The organism is Marivirga sericea, assembly GCF_900177665.1.
GTDB lineage: Bacteria > Bacteroidota > Bacteroidia > Cytophagales > Cyclobacteriaceae > Marivirga > Marivirga sericea.
The window spans coordinates 392,117-410,129 of record NZ_FXAW01000004.1 but is presented as its reverse complement, the minus strand read 5'-3'; the positions used below and the strand labels follow the sequence as shown (position 1 = coordinate 410,129).

The window sequence follows — 18,013 nt, the reverse complement described above, 5'->3', positions numbered from 1 at the left end:
AAGGCTTTTGGTTAATTTTGGGGGTTTCATTATCACAATATCAATGACAAAATTATATTCCAGCATGAAAAAAATTGCACTGCTTACTTTATTTAGTATTGTATTCTTCTCTGGCTCGGCACAAAACGAAGACAGTCGGTTAAAAGGCCTTGAAAAAGAGGTTGAATATTGGTTGGAAACTTATAAGGCAATGGGCTTATCAATCTCTATCGTTGAAAAGGACAGTATCTTATTCAACAGAGGATTTGGGTATAGAGATGTAGAAAGCGAAAGTCCAGTGAACGAGAATACCGTTTTTCCAATTGCCTCTTGCTCAAAAGCTTTTACGGCTTCTCTCTTGGGGATTTTAGAAGCTGAAAATCAACTGTCACTGAAAAATAAACCATCTGACTACATCCCAACGCTTAAGTTTTATGACGATAAGATGGATGATTTGATAACCTTAGAGGATTTGCTTACGCATAAAAGTGGGTTGGGAGCTGTAAATGGAACCTTAGTTTTATTTCCTGAATCCGATCGTTCAGAAGTTTTAGAAAAATTACAATATTTAGAGCCAGAAGGGGAAGTAAAAGAAAGTAGTATCTATAGCAATATGGGTTATACAGTCGCTGGAGCTGTGGCCGAAAAAGTTGCGAATAAGGCTTGGGAGGATTTAATTCAAAATAGGATATTCGAGCCTTTGAAAATGGCCTCATCTTTTACAGATTTAGAAAATGCTAGAGGAAGTAATAATTTTTCGTTGGGTTACGGCCTTCATGAGAATGAAATTCATCAAGTTCAGTTTGAAGAATACCATAATTATAAACCAGCAGGGGGAATAAGAAGTACCTCAACCGATATGGCTCAATGGATGTTAGCTTGGTTGAATGAAGGCGTGGTTAATAGAAAACAGATATTACCGACAAGCTATGTTAAGAAGGCTAGAAAGTTCTACAACGAAAGGGGAGGAGAATACGAGCCTTCATTATTCCTCACAGGATATGGACTAGGATGGAGGGTAGAAGCTCAAAACGGAGATTTTAAGGTTTATCATGGAGGTAACAGTTCCGGCTTTAGTACCCTAGTGGTTACCTATCCTTTTAGAAATCTTGGCATCACAATACTATCAAACCAAGATGATTCAATTTTACCGTATGTGATTGCCGATATTATTAAGAACAGAATGTTTGAGAGCGAACGAATTGATGATTATCCTGTGCTTGTTTCTGATGTTTACCAAAAGGATGAATTAAACATGGCTATGAATGCGGCAAAGATGCCCACGCATTCTTTAGATTCTTTCGTTGGTGAATATGAACACAAAGGGTACGGAAAAATAGAAATCGTTTTAGAAGAGGATAAATTATATGCTATTTATCCTTCATACAAGTTTTTCTTGGAGCACCTTCACCACAATGTTTTTGTGATGAAGCCCCTCGAGGACATATCTGATATCATGAATCCAGAATTTGCTGTAAATTTTAGAACTAATAACTCAGACGAGATATCATCGCTGACTATTAATCTACAATCAGTGCCTGTGGAATTTACAAAGATAAGCAGGAAATAGAAATCGCGTTTTTGAATTATCTTGTTTATAGATGATTACCTGATTTCAGCATTGGTTAGCAGTATTTTATTTAATTGTATATTAAAGAGTCCTTAATGTAAAATAGGTTTTAATCTTTAATAAAGGACAAGCCCAAATATCTTTTTCTATGCTGAAAATATATGAAAGTATTATTAGAAACAGACTCTGCAATTTTCCGGAATTTAAAATTTTACTTTCTTAAGTATAGTAGCAATTGACTACTGCGTCTTAGGCTATAAGTTTTCCCTACAAAGGATTAAGGTTGGTCTCTTGATTATTTATTCAACCGGTTAAAAAAGTAAGTCCCCAAGTTGAAAATTATATGATGAAGATTCTACTTTACGGGGACTTTCTATTTATAACCTACTACAAATGTACGTTGATATACTGGGTTCTAAACCGTACAAAATATGTGAAATTATTTGATGTTCTCTAGCCCATAACTTGGGCAATACATACGATTCTTATCGAAAAAGTAGCTGCTAAAGAGTAAATGGAGTTTTTTAGAAATATAAAAGTAACATAAACTATACTATACGATGTTTAAGATTCTGTTTGCGAAGGTAGGTTACGTCAATACAATTGAAAAGCTGTGCAATTATGTAGAAATAGTTCGTAACGACAGTAAACCAATTACCCATTTAAGGGCCTTTAGTTTACTCCTTTAGTGAATTTTATTATATTTATTAAATTTTTGAACTGATTCCAAGAACTTAGCAGATCAATTATATGCAAAACATATTATTCGACTTTATAGAGAAATATATGCCACTCACTGAAGATGAGAAAGGTGTAATTTTGTCTTTAGATGTGTTCCGGTCCTTTAAAAAAGGAGAGATCCTCTTACGAGAAGGAGAAACATCAAATCAGGGTTATTTTGTTTTGAAAGGGTGTATTAGAACTTTTTATGATGTAGATGGTGAAGAAAAAACAACAGAGTTTTTTACAGAAATGGAGGGACATACCCCAAGTTGCGTGCTTACTAAAAAACCCTCAGAATATTTTATAGCTTGTGTTGAAGATTCGATTGTGAGTGTTTCAAACCCAGATATGGAGGCTGATGTTTTTGCTAAATTCCCAAGATTTGAAACGCTATGCCGAATATTGTCAGAAGAGCTTTTAGCTAATAGTCAAAGAAGTTTTGATGATTTTAAAACTTCTTCTCCTGAGCAGAGATACCTGAATCTTTTAAAGAATAGACCTGCATTACTGAATCGAGTACCTCAACATCAGTTGGCCAGTTACTTAGGTATGAAACCTCAATCATTAAGCCGTATCCGATCAAGAATTATTGAGAAAGAAAAGTAGAATGACAATTATTATCACTTGCAGAATTCAACAACTTAAATTTCGTCAATCTTGATGTCAAAAATATCATCCTGATTAAGTAAGCGATTAAAGAATATTCTTCTACTTATTTAATTAACTAACAATTAGATTTTAACATTTTAAGGATGATTTCTTAATAAATCAGCGATTTTTTAAGAGTACGTTTATTTTACTATTGCAAATTTTTGAAGCTAAATGTATTAATCATTTAGCGTTAAAACCATTCTTTTTGGTGGATTGACAAATCAGAGGTAAATTTTAACTTGAATGCAAATAGGAGAGGCTGTTAGTGTCGAGAAGTACTTTATTATCCTTTTATATGTAAAAAAAAGAAACTGATATGAGTAAAATATTGAAAACTACTAGTATGCTTCTAGCCCTTTCGTCTTCAATTTTCATCTCTTGTAAAGATGATGCCATTCAATATGCAGAAAACTTGTGCAATGTCCGAAATCCTGAAACAGAATTAATTTGGCTAAAAAATGCAATTGAAGAATTTCAGGATGATCAATATTCTTACTTCAATTCAGCCCAGTACGAGGGAAATGTAGTTTTCTTTTCTGGTAACTGCAATCCAAGTATTAATTATGTATCTTTTGTACAGAATTGTAATGGCGATACCCTTGGTTTTACCAATGAGATATCTTCAGATTTAGATAAAATCAAACTTCTCTGGAAAGCTGATAATTCGTTATGTGATCTTTGATATTACCGAGGTAGGAAGTTCCTCTTCTGATGAATTTCAAGCCTTGGTGAAAGCGGAGTGAGGAAAAAAAGCAATTTAGGAAACTGTATTTAATTACAATTGAGATTCCAATGTTTCGTCAATAATTTCAAAAACGCTGCAAATTCAAGTTGAATAATAGGCTGGTATTTCTTTATCAATTTCCGTCACTCGTGAAATGTTGTACAACCGTAAGTTTGTCATATGTATACGATTTCGAAATGCTTAACTGAAAGTTTAGGACAAAGTCAGACACGGGTCAAAACTCTTTATTTTTCTACCATTTTGCCTAATTTTAATGTGCATTGTTAGTTTCTTGCTTTATTAGTTATTTTTCTTTGAATCTTTGTATTTGTCTCCTATGTCTTAGTATATGAACAATTGCATGTTCAAGTAATTGCTCCACATCATATTGTTGTCCCCATCGTACATTTATTTTTCTAATGGATTTGTATTCGTGCAATTCAAGATTTGGATAATCTTCAAACAGTTTTTCAGTATAGCGAAACATATCTCCCAAGGCATTTTTGTATTTAGCAGCACTTCGCAATAGTTCTTTATCCATGAATTGAACTTTTTCGCCTAACCAATTCCTAATTTCGATTACATATGTGTAACCGCTGTGAACTACGTGAGCTAAAATAGTTTGTATTGATTTACAGTCTTCATCATGTGTGCTTGAATCTACGATTTTAATTAAATCATCTACCGGAACGTCAATGATTATAGTTATGAGTTCTTTAATTGATTTCTCGTATTCATCAAGAAGAGCTCCGCTAGCTCCAGTTGTTCGATAACTGATCTTTCCATTCATTTTTTCATACAAAGAATATAATTTCAAAGTAGTAGCGGGTCTCCACTAACTTTGTAGATAATTAGACCTTTGTGTTTTTAGTAGTTTTCCCTTTAACAAGTAAAATGCTCTTCTATTGATAGAATGCTTAAAAGTATCAATTCACTTTTACGAATGTTATGTCATTGTAATTTTGACCCGATAAGGTAAATCCTTTGACTTCTCCATTCTGGCTGAGCTTAAAGTTTAATTCTCCTAAGGGGTACTCTGCATAAAAGCTGTTTTCTGATAGTGGATTTAAAATAATTTCACCATTTGTGAGATGTTTTGCGACAAGCTTGTCTTCTTTTAATAACAGTTCATAAAAAATATTGAATTCTTCATTTTTATAGATTCCTTCATATACTTTTAATTCATCTAAACTAAGAACGGGGGGATTTACCTCAATTTTTTCGCATTGATAATTCATATCACCTATCCTAAATTCCATCGAGTTTGGGTGAAAGGTTATATTTGATAATGGTAGAAAGAAATCAAATTTGCTATTTGCGACCCATGAAAGGGGCTTGTCTATACCGTTAAAATAGAGACGTTCATTCTCGACATTGAATCCCCAGTACTGTCCAGGTTGAAATCTGTAGGTTCCTGCGTACGCTTCCAACTCTTTTTTCGTAGGAGAAATTTTTTCCCGTATAGGTTCTTCAAAGTGTTGATCAAAATACAAATCTAGAATGTCGTAAATTACATGTAGCGCATCAAACCCTTCTTTATTACCTAAGGTGAAGATCGAAAAATTATGTTCAGGGACATGTAAAATATATGCCCGATAGCCAGCGGTTCCTCCACCATGAAAAATGAGTTTTAGTCCTTTATAAGTTTCAGTATAAAGGCCTAATCCATAATGTAAATCTCCAGTTTTGGTTATAGATATTGTGCTTTGAGATAACTGCCTAATCCTGTTCTCATCATCTTCAGGAGGGTTTTGAAAATATACTGCCCATTTTAGCATGTCATTTAATGTAGTATAAACATTTGATGAGCCACTCTCCATTTGTCTGCTAGGAAATTTAGTGAAGGAATCCCCCTTCTTTTTATATGCGTTTGCCTTATTTTTTACAATGGTGTTAGGATCATCAATTATGGCCGTATGAGTCATCTTAAGAGCATCAAAAACCTTTTCTTTCATCAGGACAGTAAACGGCTTATCGTATACACGTTTTAATATCTCAGCGAGCAGTATAAACCCTGAATTACCATATTGATATTTTGTACCTGGTTTAAAGCTCACTTGTTTTACGTTCAAAAGAGTTTCTACTACTTGTATGTTGCTTAATGGGGAAGACAATCCAAAACCTATCATTTCGATTAAATCAGAGTAGTTTGGTAAACCGTGAGAATGATTGGCGAGTTGCTGGATTGTGATTTTATGAGGCAATGTCTTTAGTTCTGGCAGATACTGTCTAATATCATCACTTAAGTTAAATTTGCCTTCTTTTTCAGCAATGAGAGTCAAAAATGCAGTAAATTGCTTTGAAACAGAGGCGATATTAAATGTCGATGAATCAGTTATTTGAAGGTTGTTTGTAAGGTCTGCGATTCCTTTAGAATTCTTGAAAACGGTTTCCCCATTTATAACAATTCCTATTGCCATTCCAGGTTCACCGGGATTACAGTATGAAAGGGCTATTGAATCTAGAATGGATGGCTTGATTGCGGGTAAGCTAGTTTGCGCAAAAACTGTATTAACAGACATAAGTAGTGCCCAAAATAGAATTATTTTCTTCATTAGTTACTTTAAAATTATTGTTTAAGGCTTATTTCTTTTAAAGAGCATTGAATTCAAATGCTTTTCAGACTTTTGATAGCCGTTCGAAATTAGGGGGTATTTCCCTTTGCCAAGTAAAGATATGTCTAATTAAAAAAGTAGGTATCACCCAAAATGTACTATTTGTATCTATTGAACTTTTTATATTATTATTCAGATCTGTTTAATTGATCAAAGTCAAAAAGAGGGCTAATTAATGATCTAAGCCGAAAAAAGGAGAAAGAGAAATTAACTAAGTGATAGAGCAAAGGCTGCAGAGCAGATGAATCCTGCAATGAATTAAAAAATTGATAGAAGCAGTCTTCATTATTTGTAAAGATCTTAGTTTGAGATTAGAAACGATTATTATGTAGCCGCAATTCCTCATCACACCTTTTTTTTGCCTTACAAATAGATAATTAATGGTAATTCAGGTCTTAAATCAAAAGATTTCCCTTGAATGTCATTATCAAAATGAACTTCCATTAAGTGTTCTTTGCCACTTTCAACAGTTAAATTTTCAATTCCATTAACTGCTTTAATTGTTTCTGTGTTTAAATTCAAATCGTGTGAAGTTATGACAATATCTGTGATTTTTTTGCTCCATTTGGATGCTTATAAAACTCTCTCCAAAAGGCATATTCCTCTGGGATATTATTAAGTTCAGTTAATGTTTCAAATCTGTCTGATTCAATTTTTAGATAGACTACAAAAATAATAGGTTCATGAAGATTTGATTTTCAATTCTCATCCCTGATTAGACTCTGTTACTGAACTTTTGAATTTCACTTCAAGCAAGATTTGAGGTGACAGAGATGCCTTTTAATCCAATTGTAATTGCAGTTGTGCTCCAAGATTGTCGTATTGTATTGGTTTGCTTTCCGATTTATTTTGGTTTAAGCCAAAGTTGGTGAAAAACTGTTTTGTGAGAACAAGGGGGAGAGACCATGACAGAACCTCTTCAATAATGGACTTTCCTTTAGTGAAGTCACTAGAGGTCTATTTCTAATCATGATTTACAAAGAAGGATACCCAAGCTTGAATATCCTTTTTTGTCAGTTTCCTGTATTTTAAGCACTCTGATTTCTGATTGAAATAATCCATTTTCATAACTACTCTTTACTACAAAACTGAGATAAAATTTTCATCATGTCTTCGTCATGAGTAAGTATTATTCCATGATTAGGTCTTGCTAATTCTTAAACTGAATACGGGCCACTTATTCCTATATTTTCATAACATCTAATATATCCTGTTTGTCCGCAGAGTCATGGATGAATAAGGTTTCCGGTTTCAATTTCTTTAACTGTTTTGATGTGTTACTAACTGACCATTTTTGGGAGGGATATCAATTATTTAACTGCAGAGGCCTTTTTTAGACGATATTTCCTTAATTGAAAATAGTACATTGTTGTTAATAAAAAACGTCTTGTCATTAAAGGAATAATATAGCTGATTTAAATTTAAGTGTAATTAGGTCAATTCTTTAATTACTGTTTCAATACTGTAAGCTATTTATCCAAAACTGAAGTCTGATTCATTCCGCTTATTTTCCCTATCTTTGTTGTTATACTAATTATTAATAATGCAAGAAGCCCAAAAATACAGTCGATATTCATTTTTACTTGACCAGACAGCGCGCAGGGTTAAGCAATATGCAAAGCAAAGATTCAGGGAATTGGGCTGGACCATCACCATTGACCAGTGGGCAGTTTTAAAGCAATTGTACGATAAGGGCGAAGTAAACCAAAGAGAGTTGGCAATCAATACGTTCAAAGATCATCCGACCATGACCCGCATTATTGATTTATTGAAAGCCAAGGAATTGATCGAACGTAAGCCCCATCCAAGTGATAGGAGAAGTTTTATAATAGCCTTAACTCCTGAGGGGAAACATATGGTGGAAGAATGTCTGCCTGAGGTTCAAAAAATCAGGATGAAGGCTTGGGAAAACCTTTCAGAACAGGACTTTCAAGAGTTCAAGAGGATATTGGAGAGTATTTACCAGAATTTGTCTTAGTTTAATTTAAAACTATTTCTTTATTTATGATTTTTAATCATCATAATTTAATAACTTTTGTAACGTTTAGAAGGAGAGATTCCAACTAATTCCAATTATTTTGTATCTATGAATTAGAATAAAACAAAAAAAGTAATGAAAAAGCTTATAAGTCTACTCTTCAGTATATTAGTCATTTTGGCATCTTGCAACTCAGATGATGAGAATAATCAAGACCCACAACCAGTTTTGCCGCCTGAATATAGTATGGCCCCTGACTTCGATGATTTTGAAGCTGATGCAAATCAGCGAAATCAAACCATTGAAAATTGGTTCTATTCAGCTCTAAACGTCAGCGTTTATTCTGCAATTTTAAAGGGTAATTTAGTAATTCCTGTTACTGCTTTCAAAGCAACAATAGCTCAAGAGCCTTTCTACGACTTAGAAGCAGGGGTATGGACTTGGGAAAGTTCATTTTCTGCAAATGGAAATGATTTATCTATCAGACTTACAGCTGATGTGGTCAATAGTAATGTGACTTGGAAAGGCTATATTTCCTCAACATCTAATAATGTAGAGGATTTTGTGTGGTTTGAGGGAGCATCAGATATAGATGGAAATAATGGTGGTTGGACACTTTATGAAAGTCCTCAAAATCCTTCAGCCTGGATTAACACCGAATGGTCTAGAAATGAAGACCGAACAGAGGCAAATGCCACTTTTACCATTGAAAAGCAAGGAGTGTTAGAGGGAAGCTTCATTATCTATAATCGAGATGAGAATAGCGATTACAACCGTTCAGTTGAAATTTCTAATACCCAAACAAGTGATTTAATTGAAATTGACTGGAGTAGTGATTTGAAATTTGGAAGAGTAAAAAGTGAAAATCATTTTGGTGATTCTGATTTCCATTGTTGGGATGAAAATTTACAAGATGTGAGTTGTACAGATTAGCACAAATAAAATATCTTGTCATTTAGTAGCTTAAAATTTAATAAAACTATCAACCTTATTCCCTTTCAATTGAAGAATTTATTTTTAATTGTCACCTCTATTTCTATTTGCATTTTTTCATGTAATAGTAATACCACAAAAGAAAAAGAATCTTATCTACGCTGGGTCGGAGATATCGAATATGATGAAGAAACAGATAATTCTGATTTTAAATTATGCTATGCAGATAAGGATATCAGGCAGTATTTTAATTTTAGCAAAGGTGTCCAATACAAAGGAGAGAAACCGGCTATAGTTCAATATTTTAATAAGAATTATAAACCAGTTTCATCAAAAAAGAGTGGGCTTTTGCGAATTCGGTTTGTAGTGAATTGTAAGGGTGAAACAGGCAGGTTTCGAATAATGTCTATGAATGCTGAATATCAACCTATGGAATTTGAACCTCAAATTAGTAATCAGCTCCTTGATTTAACTAAAAAAATGGATGGTTGGCTTCCGATTGAAATGGATCAAATGGACAATATGAGCCTAGATTATTATCAATATCTAATTTTTAAAATCCAGAATGGTAAAATTATTGAAATCATGCCTTAACTAACGAAAACCGATGAAGCTCTATTTAACCATAATTTTATTTTCCATATCTTTTCTAACTCTAGCCCAACCAAACTGTAATTACTTTTTACATGTGGGAGATAGTCTGAAATATGAAGCATGTAAAGAAACTGAAAATGCAACAGGGCATTATCAGTTCAGTAAGGAATTTCAAATCGTAATGGACAATGCCTTAGCAATAGATTCTACTTATTCATATGCATACAGATCAAAATCGGTAGCTTATCTGAAAAGTGGTGATTTTTTGGAATGGAAAAGGCTTATAGACTTGGCTGTGAAATACGATCCAATCGGAAATTTGGGTTATAGAGCATCCTGCAGACATCAATTTTTTAAAGACTATGGCGGAGCTATAGTAGATATAGAAGAATTATCTAGAATGACTCATGAGGATATAGGGCATTCCGCTAATGGAGTCTATCACTTGGAAGTAGTGCGAGCACTTTGCTATAGAGGGCTCGGTAATAATGATAAAGCAATTGAAATCATTGAAAATCAATTAGCTACTGATGATTATCTAGTTGGAATTTATGATTACATTCATTTGGGCGTTTTATATTTGGAAGCTGGCGACTTAGAAAAGGCTAAAAGTAATTTTGAAAAGCAGCTAGAATATAATGACTTAGCCGAAAATCATTTTTATTTAGCTAAAGCGTTGAAGGCGCAGGGCAAAATGAATGAGGCTAGCATTGAATTGGAAAATACTATTGCATTGTATAAAAAAGGATATGTGATGCATGATGGTTATGTATATGCAGAAGATAAAATTTATTGGAGTATGATTGAACAAGAAAAGGAGACCTTGGATTAATAGGCTGCCACACCTCCATCTGGACTACTGCTATCAGCAGCCCCTTCCATAAATTCTGTTTCTGCATTATATTTTATCCCCATTAATCTACCTAAAAAACTTCTCATTTGGATTTCATGTCCCATTGCTTCTAGAGCTTTTAATGTTTCAGGAGCCATTTTGTATTCTTCATAGATAATTCTATCAGGTAGCCATTGATGATGAATTTTAGGAGCTTCTATGGCTTGAGCCATTGGGTAATCATAAACTGTGGTACCAAGAATAGTTTGAAAAACAGTGTTAATAATAGTTCGTCCACCTGGACTGCCGATCACCAGGAACGGATAATTGTTTTTTGTAATTATGAATGGACTCATACTGGAAAGCATTCTTTTGCCTGCTTCAATCGTATTGGCTGGTGTCCCAATTTGTCCGTTATTGGTTGTTTTTCCTGGAACTGCATTGAAATCTCCCATTTCATTGTTTAATAGAAAACCTAAATCAGGGGATTGCATTTTAACACCATAGCCTTGCTCCAGGGTAGTAGTCATCGAAACTGCCATTCCATTTGCATCCATAACCGAAAGGTGTGTGGTTTCCTGTCCCTCATGAATTGAATGTATTTCTGTTACGGTACTTTCACCGGCTTTGTCAAAATTTATTCCCTCTAAAAGCTCTGTCGCATATTCGTCAGAAAGTAATTTTTCTAATTCTGGAATTTCTATAAAGTCTTGATCACCAAGATATTTAGCGCGATCCCGAAAAGCTATCCGCATTATTTCTGCTAAAATATGATAATACTGAACGGATCCAATTATAGGTGTTTCTTCCAGCTGTTCCCACATATTCATCATTTGAGTGATGGTTACTCCTCCAGAACTTGGCAGTGGCATTCCATACAATTGGTAGCCTTTAAAAGTAGATTGAATAGGTGAACGTTCGATCGCTTCATATTGCGCCAAATCTTCTTTAGTGATGATACCATCTTGTGATTGGATGTAATCTGCTAAAGCTTCTGCAATCTCTCCTTCATAGAATCCTTTTTTACCTTCCTTTTGAATCTTTTTTAAAGTTTCAGCCAATGCTGGTTGTTTCCAGTCCTCTCCAAAACCTACAACTTTTCCATCTCTTTTGATAAAAGATTGCATTTCAGGATATTTTTCGGGGGCTTCTGCAAATTGAAAGAAGTCATTCGCAAGGGACTTTGGCAGAGGAAAACCAGATTCTGCTAATTGAATGGCTCGTTCTAATAGTTTTTCCCAAGGAATTAGACCGTATTTTTGATGGGCATCATATAATCCAGCGACAGTACCCGGAACCCCAATCGCGAGAGCTGTATTATGATTGCTACCGCTTTTTAGCTTACCGTTTTTATCCAAAAACATATCTTTGGAGGAGGCAAAAGGCGCCTTTTCTCTAAAATCAAAAGTGGTTACTTCTCCATTCTCTGTATGGATCACCATAAATCCACCACCCCCAATATTTCCTGCAAAGGGCCAGGTTACGGCTAAAGTAAAAGTTGTTGCAATAGCTGCATCTACAGCATTTCCTCCAGCTTTTAAAATTTCTATTCCTGCTTGAGAGGCATAAGTAGAAGCACTAGCCACCATTCCATTTTTGCCATAATGGTTTTGAGAGAATACAGCCGAGATATTGATGACGAGAAAAAGTGAAAAGACTGACAGATTTTTCATAGAGGTCTTTAATTTATTAAGCATAAATATAAATTAAATTTTGCGATTGGATGAAATTGAAATGATAAATGGCGCTTACCATAAAGCGCTTCGCTTAAATATTGTGGTCAATGAATGCCTCATATTCTAAAGCAAAATCACGCATGCTTTTAAGAAGAGGGTAAGTTTTTTCTCCAATTATGGTAATCGAATAAACAACTTTGGGTGGTTTTTTACTTTCAGTTTTTTTGCTGATGAGGCCTGATTCCAATAAGGATTTTAATTCTTGAAAAAGCATTTTTTCACTTATATCAGGTAAAAGTTCTTTTAGCTCATGGCTTCGCTTGTCCCCAGTTCTGAGTTGTTGGATAATCAGTAATTTCCATTTTCCGCCTAACAATTCCATTGTTGTTCTGATTGGGCAACGGGCCGTTATTTGTATTTTCTTGTCAGTCACTTTTTCTCAATTTAATCAATTATTTCTAAAGCCAATACTAACAAAAAGGTAAGTATAATTTCTAAAGATATTTGTCTTCAAGCTATCTATTTTTACGTTCAAATCATTAAAACAAATTAGAATTTATGATGACATTAGCAATATTCGGTGGTACAGGGCTGACTGGAAAATTAGTTTTAGAAAAAGCCTTAAAAAAAGGTTTCAAAGTCAAAGCTTTAGTCAGAAACCCTGATAAGTTAAAAATCAATGACTCTAATCTTCAGATCATCCAAGGCGATGTCTTAAATCTGGAAGATGTGCAAAAAACCATAGAAAGTAGTGATGTAGTTTTGAGTCTGTTTGGACATGTAAAAGGATCACCTAAATGGTTGCAAAGCAGGGGCACTGAAAATATTTTGGAGGGGATGAGGCAGTCAAAAGTTGAAAAAATCATTTCACTTTCAGGTGGTGGATTGCCATTTCCAGAAAAAGACGAACCCAAATTCCCAGATAAAATGATTCGTTTTATTATGAAAGTAGCAGTCCCTAAAGTCTTGGATGATGCTGTAAAACACGCTGAGATTCTGAAGAACAGCAACCTTAAATGGATGATAGTTAGAGGACCAAGATTAACTAATGAACAGCCCAAGGGTAAATACCGAGTAGGATGGGTAGGGGTAAATGCTTCTACCAAAATTAGTCGTACAGATTTAGCTGACTTCATTGTGAAGCAAATCGAATCTGATGAGTTTATTTTTCAAATGCCATTTGTAAGTGAATAAAATTTAGATCATGAATATTTTAATAACGGGGGCAACTGGCAATGTAGGCCAAGCAATTTTTTCCTCATTTTCGCAAAATGAAGTAGATGTAAATATTATAGCAGGGGTCAGGAACACTGCCGAAGCTGTTGGAAATACGAAAATGACAGCTGGATTTTCCAAGCAAGAATTTGATTTTGGGAAACCAGAACAATTTTCCGAATATTTAAATGGAATTGATATACTTTTTTTACTTAGACCTCCCAATATTGCGGATGTGGAAGCTGTTTTTAAACCATTGGTTGATGCAGTAAAAAAAGAAGGCCTTCAGCATATTGTGTTTCTATCAGTACAAGGTGCTGAAAAACAATCTTATATTCCGCATCATAAGATTGAGAAGTTGATAGTGGAAAGTGAGATTCCCTATACCTTTTTGCGACCCGCTTATTTCATGCAGAATTTCATTACAACTTTGCGAAAAGATATTGTAGAGAAAGAAATGATTTACTTACCCGCAGGGGATGCAAAGTTCACAGTTGTGGATGTGACAGATGTTGGAGAAGTAGCAGCTAAAATTCTCTTAAATGTCTCTGCTCATCGATATCAAGCATATGAATTGACTAATGATGAATTATTGAATTTCTCAGAATTCGCACAGCAAATCAGCGAAGTGGTAGATAAAGAAGTGAAATTTATTTCGCCTAATTTGCTATCCTTCATATTTAGAAAGCTAAGGGAAGGGCAGCGGCTTACCTATATTTTTGTGCTGATTATGCTGCATTATTTTCCTAGATTCAAGGAGTCACCTGAGACTACCAGTATGATAGAGGATATTTTAAATAGGAAACCAATCAGTTTTAGGGCTTTTTTGGATAGAGAGAAAACTAAGTTAAGATCATAATGTAGTATAGTTTGTGATTTAAGGTGATTTGAAGGGCGAGGAACTACGTTAAAATCAGTATTTTTTCAATCATTAGTAGCTTTGAAATGAAGTTTATTGCAGTCAAGCCTAAAGCAGCACAAATTCGGAGGTCTACCTGCTCAGTTTTGTAGTATGCATGATCAATTCGTAGGTGATGGCTTTGATTGAAGGTGTTTTGCATTTAATATTACCCTCTTTGGGGTTGGATTCATGTCTAGGCATGATCTTTTTATACTATCTGTTACGAGAATTTAATTTATTATGTAGTGCTATCTACTTTTTCAGTTCAAAAGGATGCTCATTTGATAGTAAAAATTTATTCCCTTCTATTGCTGAGATAAAAGGACAGATAATCATCGTAGCTATCAATGAATTTTGAAGGGTTTTGACCTATATCATTTTGAAACGCATGGATAAAATGTGCTACGTCATAATACCCACAACTATAAGCATATTCTTTTAAGGATTCTTTCTGGTCCTGGTCGATCATTAAGAACACCTGTTTTATTTGTTGTATTTTAGCGTATACTTTTGGTGATACTCCTACCTTTCTTAGAAAATCTCTCCTTAACTGCCGTTCACCCACAGCTACTATCCTGCATAATTCTTTTACTTTAGTTGCTGGATTTTTCTCTAGTAATTTGATGCAATGGTCTATTCTATCCGTTTTTACTGCACCTTTGATTTTATCTAAGAGATAACCTTCAAGAATATTGCATCTGTTTTGAAAATCCTCAACGTCTTCGAGTTTTTGAAGAAGAGTCACATGATATTCATCAATTTCCGACAAATGCACATACATGTTTATAATAGAACTCATATCAAATTGAAATAATTTATAGAAGGCAGTTGGCTTGAATTCAATTCCTAAATGGCCTATTCTTTCATTGACTACAAGTCGAAGGTTACTTTCCATTACCTGGCCGGAAACAAATAGTTTAGGAAGTTGGTACTTATCATTTTGATGTAGAAATGTTGCGCTTTTTAAATAGCTGAAAGTTAAATAAGAACAATTATTCGGATACAGTGGGATTGTACTAGCGTGATCTGCGCTTCCTTCCAAGTTTACAAAACCAGTTATAAATTCTTCTAAATCTCTTCGAGGTGGTCGATATAAAAAATCCATCCTAAAAACTATTATCAAAAAGAAGGAAATCCAAATTCTGTTTCTCCAAAGTCCGATTTTTACAATAAATAGTGTTCTAATCTTATTTAAATTAAGTTTTTAGAAAATATCAATTTCAATGAGCCACTTTGATGATGTTTTCTGTACTGTTTAAAAAAGAGTAAGAATATATTTATTTAAACGTAAACCTTATATTATGAAAGCAACTATTCGAACTATACAACTACTTATTTGCCTTAGCATAACTTTCGCTTTAACGAATTGTAAAAAAGATGAGGAAGTTAATGAAGCACCTTCTTCTGATGCAGGAGATGACATATCGATAGCTTTAGGTGAAGCAGCAACACTTGATGGCTCAGGTTCAACTGATCCTGAAAATGCTGAACTTAGCTATGCGTGGGCAATTGTCAATGCTCCTGCTGGCAGCAGTGCCGATGTTGATGAACCTACCAATACTCAGACAACATTTACTCCAGATGTGGATGGAGAATACGAAATTAGTTTAACTGTTATAGATGATGGTGAAAATTCAGCCACAGATAATCTCCTTGTCACTGTTCTCTCAAATCCCCCTATGGCTACAATCGGTGGCGAAGATATTGAGGTGATCGTGGGAAATGAAGTGATGCTGGATGGTTCGGGAAGTTCTGATCCGGATAATGATGACTTAAGTTTTAGCTGGACCTTTGAAAGTACTCCTTCAGAAAGTTCAGTAGCGATTAGCAACGATGATCAGGACATGGCTTCCTTTACACCTGATGTTGTAGGAGATTATGTCGTATTACTAACGGTTACAGATAGCAAGACGGGACCTGTTACAGATCAAGTTACGATCACCGCAACGAATGAAGTCCCTACAGCTGTAGCTGGAGAGGATTTAGAGGTATTTGTTGATGATGAACAAACTTTGGATGCCACGACTTCGAGTGATCCTGATGGGCATGAACTTACCTACAGTTGGACTATTACAAATGCACCTGATGCAAGTACTGCTACTATAACCAATGCAGATCAGGCAACGGCCACTTTTACACCAGATGAACAGGGAGATTTTCTGATTACATTGAGTGTAACGGATGGCTATTCAGATCCTGTTACTGATGAAATACTGATCAGTGCTACTTATCCAGGTGCACCACCGGCTGCTGATGCTGGAGAAAATAAGTGTAGTATACCTGGCAGGATAGTACTGCCAGATGGTTCTGCTTCTTCCGATCCTGATGGAGATGCTATTACGTATAGTTGGAGTGTTGCAGAAGGGCCTTCAAATGCAAATTCAAGTATCACAGCTGAAACTTCAGCTAGCCCTGAATTTACAACCGATGAAGCAGGGCAGTATTTCTTGGCGCTTGAAGTAAGCGATGGGATTTGGGATCCTGTATATGATACAGTGGAGCTTAATATTTTTATTCCAACAGTCATAAATGCAACAATTACCGAGGAAACAACTATTCCAAATCTTTGTGATGATCCTGATGTACCTGATGCCTATCTTGAAGGAACAGAATCTGTTCGAGCGATTCTAACTTTTGAGTCAGGTGTAAGAATGGAGGCTGATGCAGATACGCATCTTGAAATGGAAAATGGAGGTAGATTGATTGCAGAGGGTACATCTACTGATACAATTGTCTTTATAGGAAAAACTGATGAAAAAGCTTTTTGGCAAGGTTTAATTTTTCGTGATAATACCAATAGCATTTTAGACTATGTGAAAATTTCTTCATCTGGAAGAGAAACGACTTTACAAGGTACCGCAGCGATCTATACTTCTACAAACGGAACTTTCAACTTAACCAATTCTAAACTAAGTAATAACGAGGGCTATGGTGTTCAAGCGAATTCTAATGGTGAAAATATACTGAACTTGTCTAATGTCGAATTTTCGGATAATACTTCAAACGGCTTATATCTTACCCCTAAGGATTTAGTAAATGTTGCTAGTAACTTAACTTTCAGTAATAATGGAGATGATAGAATACTAATGAACGGGACTCGTACTAGCAACGATGGCACATGGCCAGCATATAATTATTTGGTTGATGGAAGCCTTATTGTCAATAGTGATGTTGAAATAGAGGCAGGAGCAGTTTTCGAGCTTGATATGGCTTATATATGGGTTGATAATGTAACCTTTGATGCGATAGGGACAGCAGATAATCCTATCATTTTTACAGCGGAAACTCAACAGCCAGGCAACTGGTTTGGCATTCAATATAGAGGCACATCAAGAGGTACCTTTGATTATGTAGAGGTCTCTTATGCGGGAGATGGTTCAGATCCAGATAATGCCAATATCGAACTTTGTAATTCTCAATTTACCATAACCAATTCTACCATTTCTAATGGGGCAAAGTACGGTATTTTTGTAAACGATGAGGTTATAATAAATTCTGATTATCAAACAACGAATGAATTCTCTAATAATGTGAGTGGGCCGGTATTCACAAGCGGGGCTTGTCCGCCATTGCAGTAATTAAATGGAGCATGGAAATAGCAAGGAGCATGCAATGCTCCTTG

At 34.9% G+C, this 18,013-nt stretch carries 16 protein-coding genes; 10 read left to right on the top strand and 6 right to left on the bottom strand.

The window, feature by feature from the left end; translation table 11 throughout:
- Positions 1–64: 64 nt before the first annotated feature.
- The 3 genes from B9Y84_RS11645 (at position 65) to B9Y84_RS11635 (ending at position 3,605) form a co-directional block, all read left to right on the top strand.
- Positions 65–1,549, top strand: a complete 1,485-nt coding sequence (locus tag B9Y84_RS11645; RefSeq protein ID WP_176223780.1) for a serine hydrolase — start codon at positions 65–67, stop codon at positions 1,547–1,549.
- A 750-nt stretch (positions 1,550–2,299) separates the two neighbouring features.
- The gene (locus tag B9Y84_RS11640) at positions 2,300–2,878 is read left to right on the top strand and encodes a Crp/Fnr family transcriptional regulator (protein WP_085517419.1); all 579 of its coding nucleotides are present in this window, start codon (positions 2,300–2,302) and stop codon (positions 2,876–2,878) included.
- A gap of 361 nt (positions 2,879–3,239) precedes the next feature.
- Positions 3,240–3,605, top strand: coding sequence for a hypothetical protein (locus B9Y84_RS11635; RefSeq protein WP_085517417.1), 366 nt, complete (start codon positions 3,240–3,242; stop codon positions 3,603–3,605).
- Between the two features lie 346 nt (positions 3,606–3,951).
- Here the strand turns inward: B9Y84_RS11635 and B9Y84_RS11630 are convergent, their stop codons facing one another.
- The 3 genes from B9Y84_RS11630 to B9Y84_RS20625 all read right to left on the bottom strand — a co-directional run bounded on the left by B9Y84_RS11630 (position 3,952) and on the right by B9Y84_RS20625 (position 6,784).
- Positions 3,952–4,437, bottom strand: coding sequence for a DinB family protein (locus tag B9Y84_RS11630; protein WP_085517415.1), 486 nt, complete (start codon positions 4,435–4,437; stop codon positions 3,952–3,954).
- Between the two features lie 136 nt (positions 4,438–4,573).
- On the bottom strand, positions 4,574–6,202 hold the full coding sequence (locus tag B9Y84_RS11625; RefSeq protein ID WP_085517413.1) for a serine hydrolase: 1,629 nt from the start codon (positions 6,200–6,202) through the stop codon (positions 4,574–4,576).
- Between the two features lie 423 nt (positions 6,203–6,625).
- Positions 6,626–6,784, bottom strand: a complete 159-nt coding sequence (locus B9Y84_RS20625) for a hypothetical protein (RefSeq protein WP_176223779.1) — start codon at positions 6,782–6,784, stop codon at positions 6,626–6,628.
- A 1,021-nt stretch (positions 6,785–7,805) separates the two neighbouring features.
- Between B9Y84_RS20625 and B9Y84_RS11620 the strand changes: the two genes are divergently transcribed.
- The 4 genes from B9Y84_RS11620 (at position 7,806) to B9Y84_RS11605 (ending at position 10,599) form a co-directional block, all read left to right on the top strand.
- Positions 7,806–8,240, top strand: coding sequence for a MarR family winged helix-turn-helix transcriptional regulator (locus B9Y84_RS11620; RefSeq protein WP_085517411.1), 435 nt, complete (start codon positions 7,806–7,808; stop codon positions 8,238–8,240).
- 135 nt (positions 8,241–8,375) lie between these two features.
- Entirely contained in the window at positions 8,376–9,173 is a 798-nt protein-coding gene (locus B9Y84_RS11615; RefSeq protein WP_085517410.1) for a hypothetical protein, read from the top strand.
- Positions 9,174–9,242: 69 nt separating this feature from the next.
- Positions 9,243–9,767, top strand: coding sequence for a hypothetical protein (locus tag B9Y84_RS11610; RefSeq protein WP_085517524.1), 525 nt, complete (start codon positions 9,243–9,245; stop codon positions 9,765–9,767).
- Between the two features lie 13 nt (positions 9,768–9,780).
- The gene (locus tag B9Y84_RS11605) at positions 9,781–10,599 is read left to right on the top strand and encodes a tetratricopeptide repeat protein (protein ID WP_085517407.1); all 819 of its coding nucleotides are present in this window, start codon (positions 9,781–9,783) and stop codon (positions 10,597–10,599) included.
- Here B9Y84_RS11605 and ggt read toward each other — a convergent pair.
- Complete coding sequence (gene ggt, locus B9Y84_RS11600) at positions 10,596–12,296, bottom strand: gamma-glutamyltransferase (RefSeq protein WP_245830855.1); 1,701 nt, start codon at positions 12,294–12,296, stop codon at positions 10,596–10,598. The two genes, B9Y84_RS11605 and ggt, sit on opposite strands and share 4 nt — an antisense overlap.
- Positions 12,297–12,366: 70 nt before the next feature.
- The gene (locus B9Y84_RS11595) at positions 12,367–12,708 is read right to left on the bottom strand and encodes a winged helix-turn-helix transcriptional regulator (RefSeq protein WP_245830854.1); all 342 of its coding nucleotides are present in this window, start codon (positions 12,706–12,708) and stop codon (positions 12,367–12,369) included.
- A gap of 125 nt (positions 12,709–12,833) precedes the next feature.
- Between B9Y84_RS11595 and B9Y84_RS11590 the strand changes: the two genes are divergently transcribed.
- Positions 12,834–13,469, top strand: a complete 636-nt coding sequence (locus tag B9Y84_RS11590) for an NAD(P)-dependent oxidoreductase (RefSeq protein WP_085517402.1) — start codon at positions 12,834–12,836, stop codon at positions 13,467–13,469.
- Positions 13,470–13,479: 10 nt separating this feature from the next.
- Positions 13,480–14,349 (top strand): NmrA family NAD(P)-binding protein, encoded by an 870-nt coding sequence (locus B9Y84_RS11585; protein ID WP_085517400.1) that lies wholly within the window; start codon positions 13,480–13,482, stop codon positions 14,347–14,349.
- Between the two features lie 337 nt (positions 14,350–14,686).
- Here B9Y84_RS11585 and B9Y84_RS11580 read toward each other — a convergent pair whose 3' ends face one another.
- On the bottom strand, positions 14,687–15,496 hold the full coding sequence (locus B9Y84_RS11580) for a helix-turn-helix domain-containing protein (RefSeq protein ID WP_085517397.1): 810 nt from the start codon (positions 15,494–15,496) through the stop codon (positions 14,687–14,689).
- Positions 15,497–15,692: 196 nt separating this feature from the next.
- On the opposite strand from B9Y84_RS11580, the gene B9Y84_RS11575 reads away from it, so the two are divergent.
- On the top strand, positions 15,693–17,969 hold the full coding sequence (locus B9Y84_RS11575) for a right-handed parallel beta-helix repeat-containing protein (protein ID WP_085517394.1): 2,277 nt from the start codon (positions 15,693–15,695) through the stop codon (positions 17,967–17,969).
- The last annotated feature ends 44 nt before the right edge of the window (positions 17,970–18,013 follow it).

Excerpts from the sequence above, each read along its gene's own strand:
- B9Y84_RS11640 (WP_085517419.1), top strand. The coding sequence starts at position 2,300 with ATGCAAAACATATTATTCGACTTTATAGAGAAATATATGCCACTCACT.
- B9Y84_RS11605 (WP_085517407.1), top strand. The coding sequence starts at position 9,781 with ATGAAGCTCTATTTAACCATAATTTTATTTTCCATATCTTTTCTAACT.
- B9Y84_RS11635 (WP_085517417.1), top strand. The coding sequence starts at position 3,240 with ATGAGTAAAATATTGAAAACTACTAGTATGCTTCTAGCCCTTTCGTCT.
- B9Y84_RS11575 (WP_085517394.1), top strand. The coding sequence starts at position 15,693 with ATGAAAGCAACTATTCGAACTATACAACTACTTATTTGCCTTAGCATA.
- B9Y84_RS11620 (WP_085517411.1), top strand. The coding sequence starts at position 7,806 with ATGCAAGAAGCCCAAAAATACAGTCGATATTCATTTTTACTTGACCAG.
- B9Y84_RS11645 (WP_176223780.1), top strand. The coding sequence starts at position 65 with ATGAAAAAAATTGCACTGCTTACTTTATTTAGTATTGTATTCTTCTCT.
- ggt (WP_245830855.1), bottom strand. The coding sequence starts at position 12,296 with ATGCTTAATAAATTAAAGACCTCTATGAAAAATCTGTCAGTCTTTTCA.
- B9Y84_RS11630 (WP_085517415.1), bottom strand. The coding sequence starts at position 4,437 with ATGAATGGAAAGATCAGTTATCGAACAACTGGAGCTAGCGGAGCTCTT.
- B9Y84_RS11590 (WP_085517402.1), top strand. The coding sequence starts at position 12,834 with ATGATGACATTAGCAATATTCGGTGGTACAGGGCTGACTGGAAAATTA.
- B9Y84_RS11615 (WP_085517410.1), top strand. The coding sequence starts at position 8,376 with ATGAAAAAGCTTATAAGTCTACTCTTCAGTATATTAGTCATTTTGGCA.
- B9Y84_RS11580 (WP_085517397.1), bottom strand. The coding sequence starts at position 15,496 with ATGGATTTTTTATATCGACCACCTCGAAGAGATTTAGAAGAATTTATA.
- B9Y84_RS11585 (WP_085517400.1), top strand. The coding sequence starts at position 13,480 with ATGAATATTTTAATAACGGGGGCAACTGGCAATGTAGGCCAAGCAATT.
- B9Y84_RS11625 (WP_085517413.1), bottom strand. The coding sequence starts at position 6,202 with ATGAAGAAAATAATTCTATTTTGGGCACTACTTATGTCTGTTAATACA.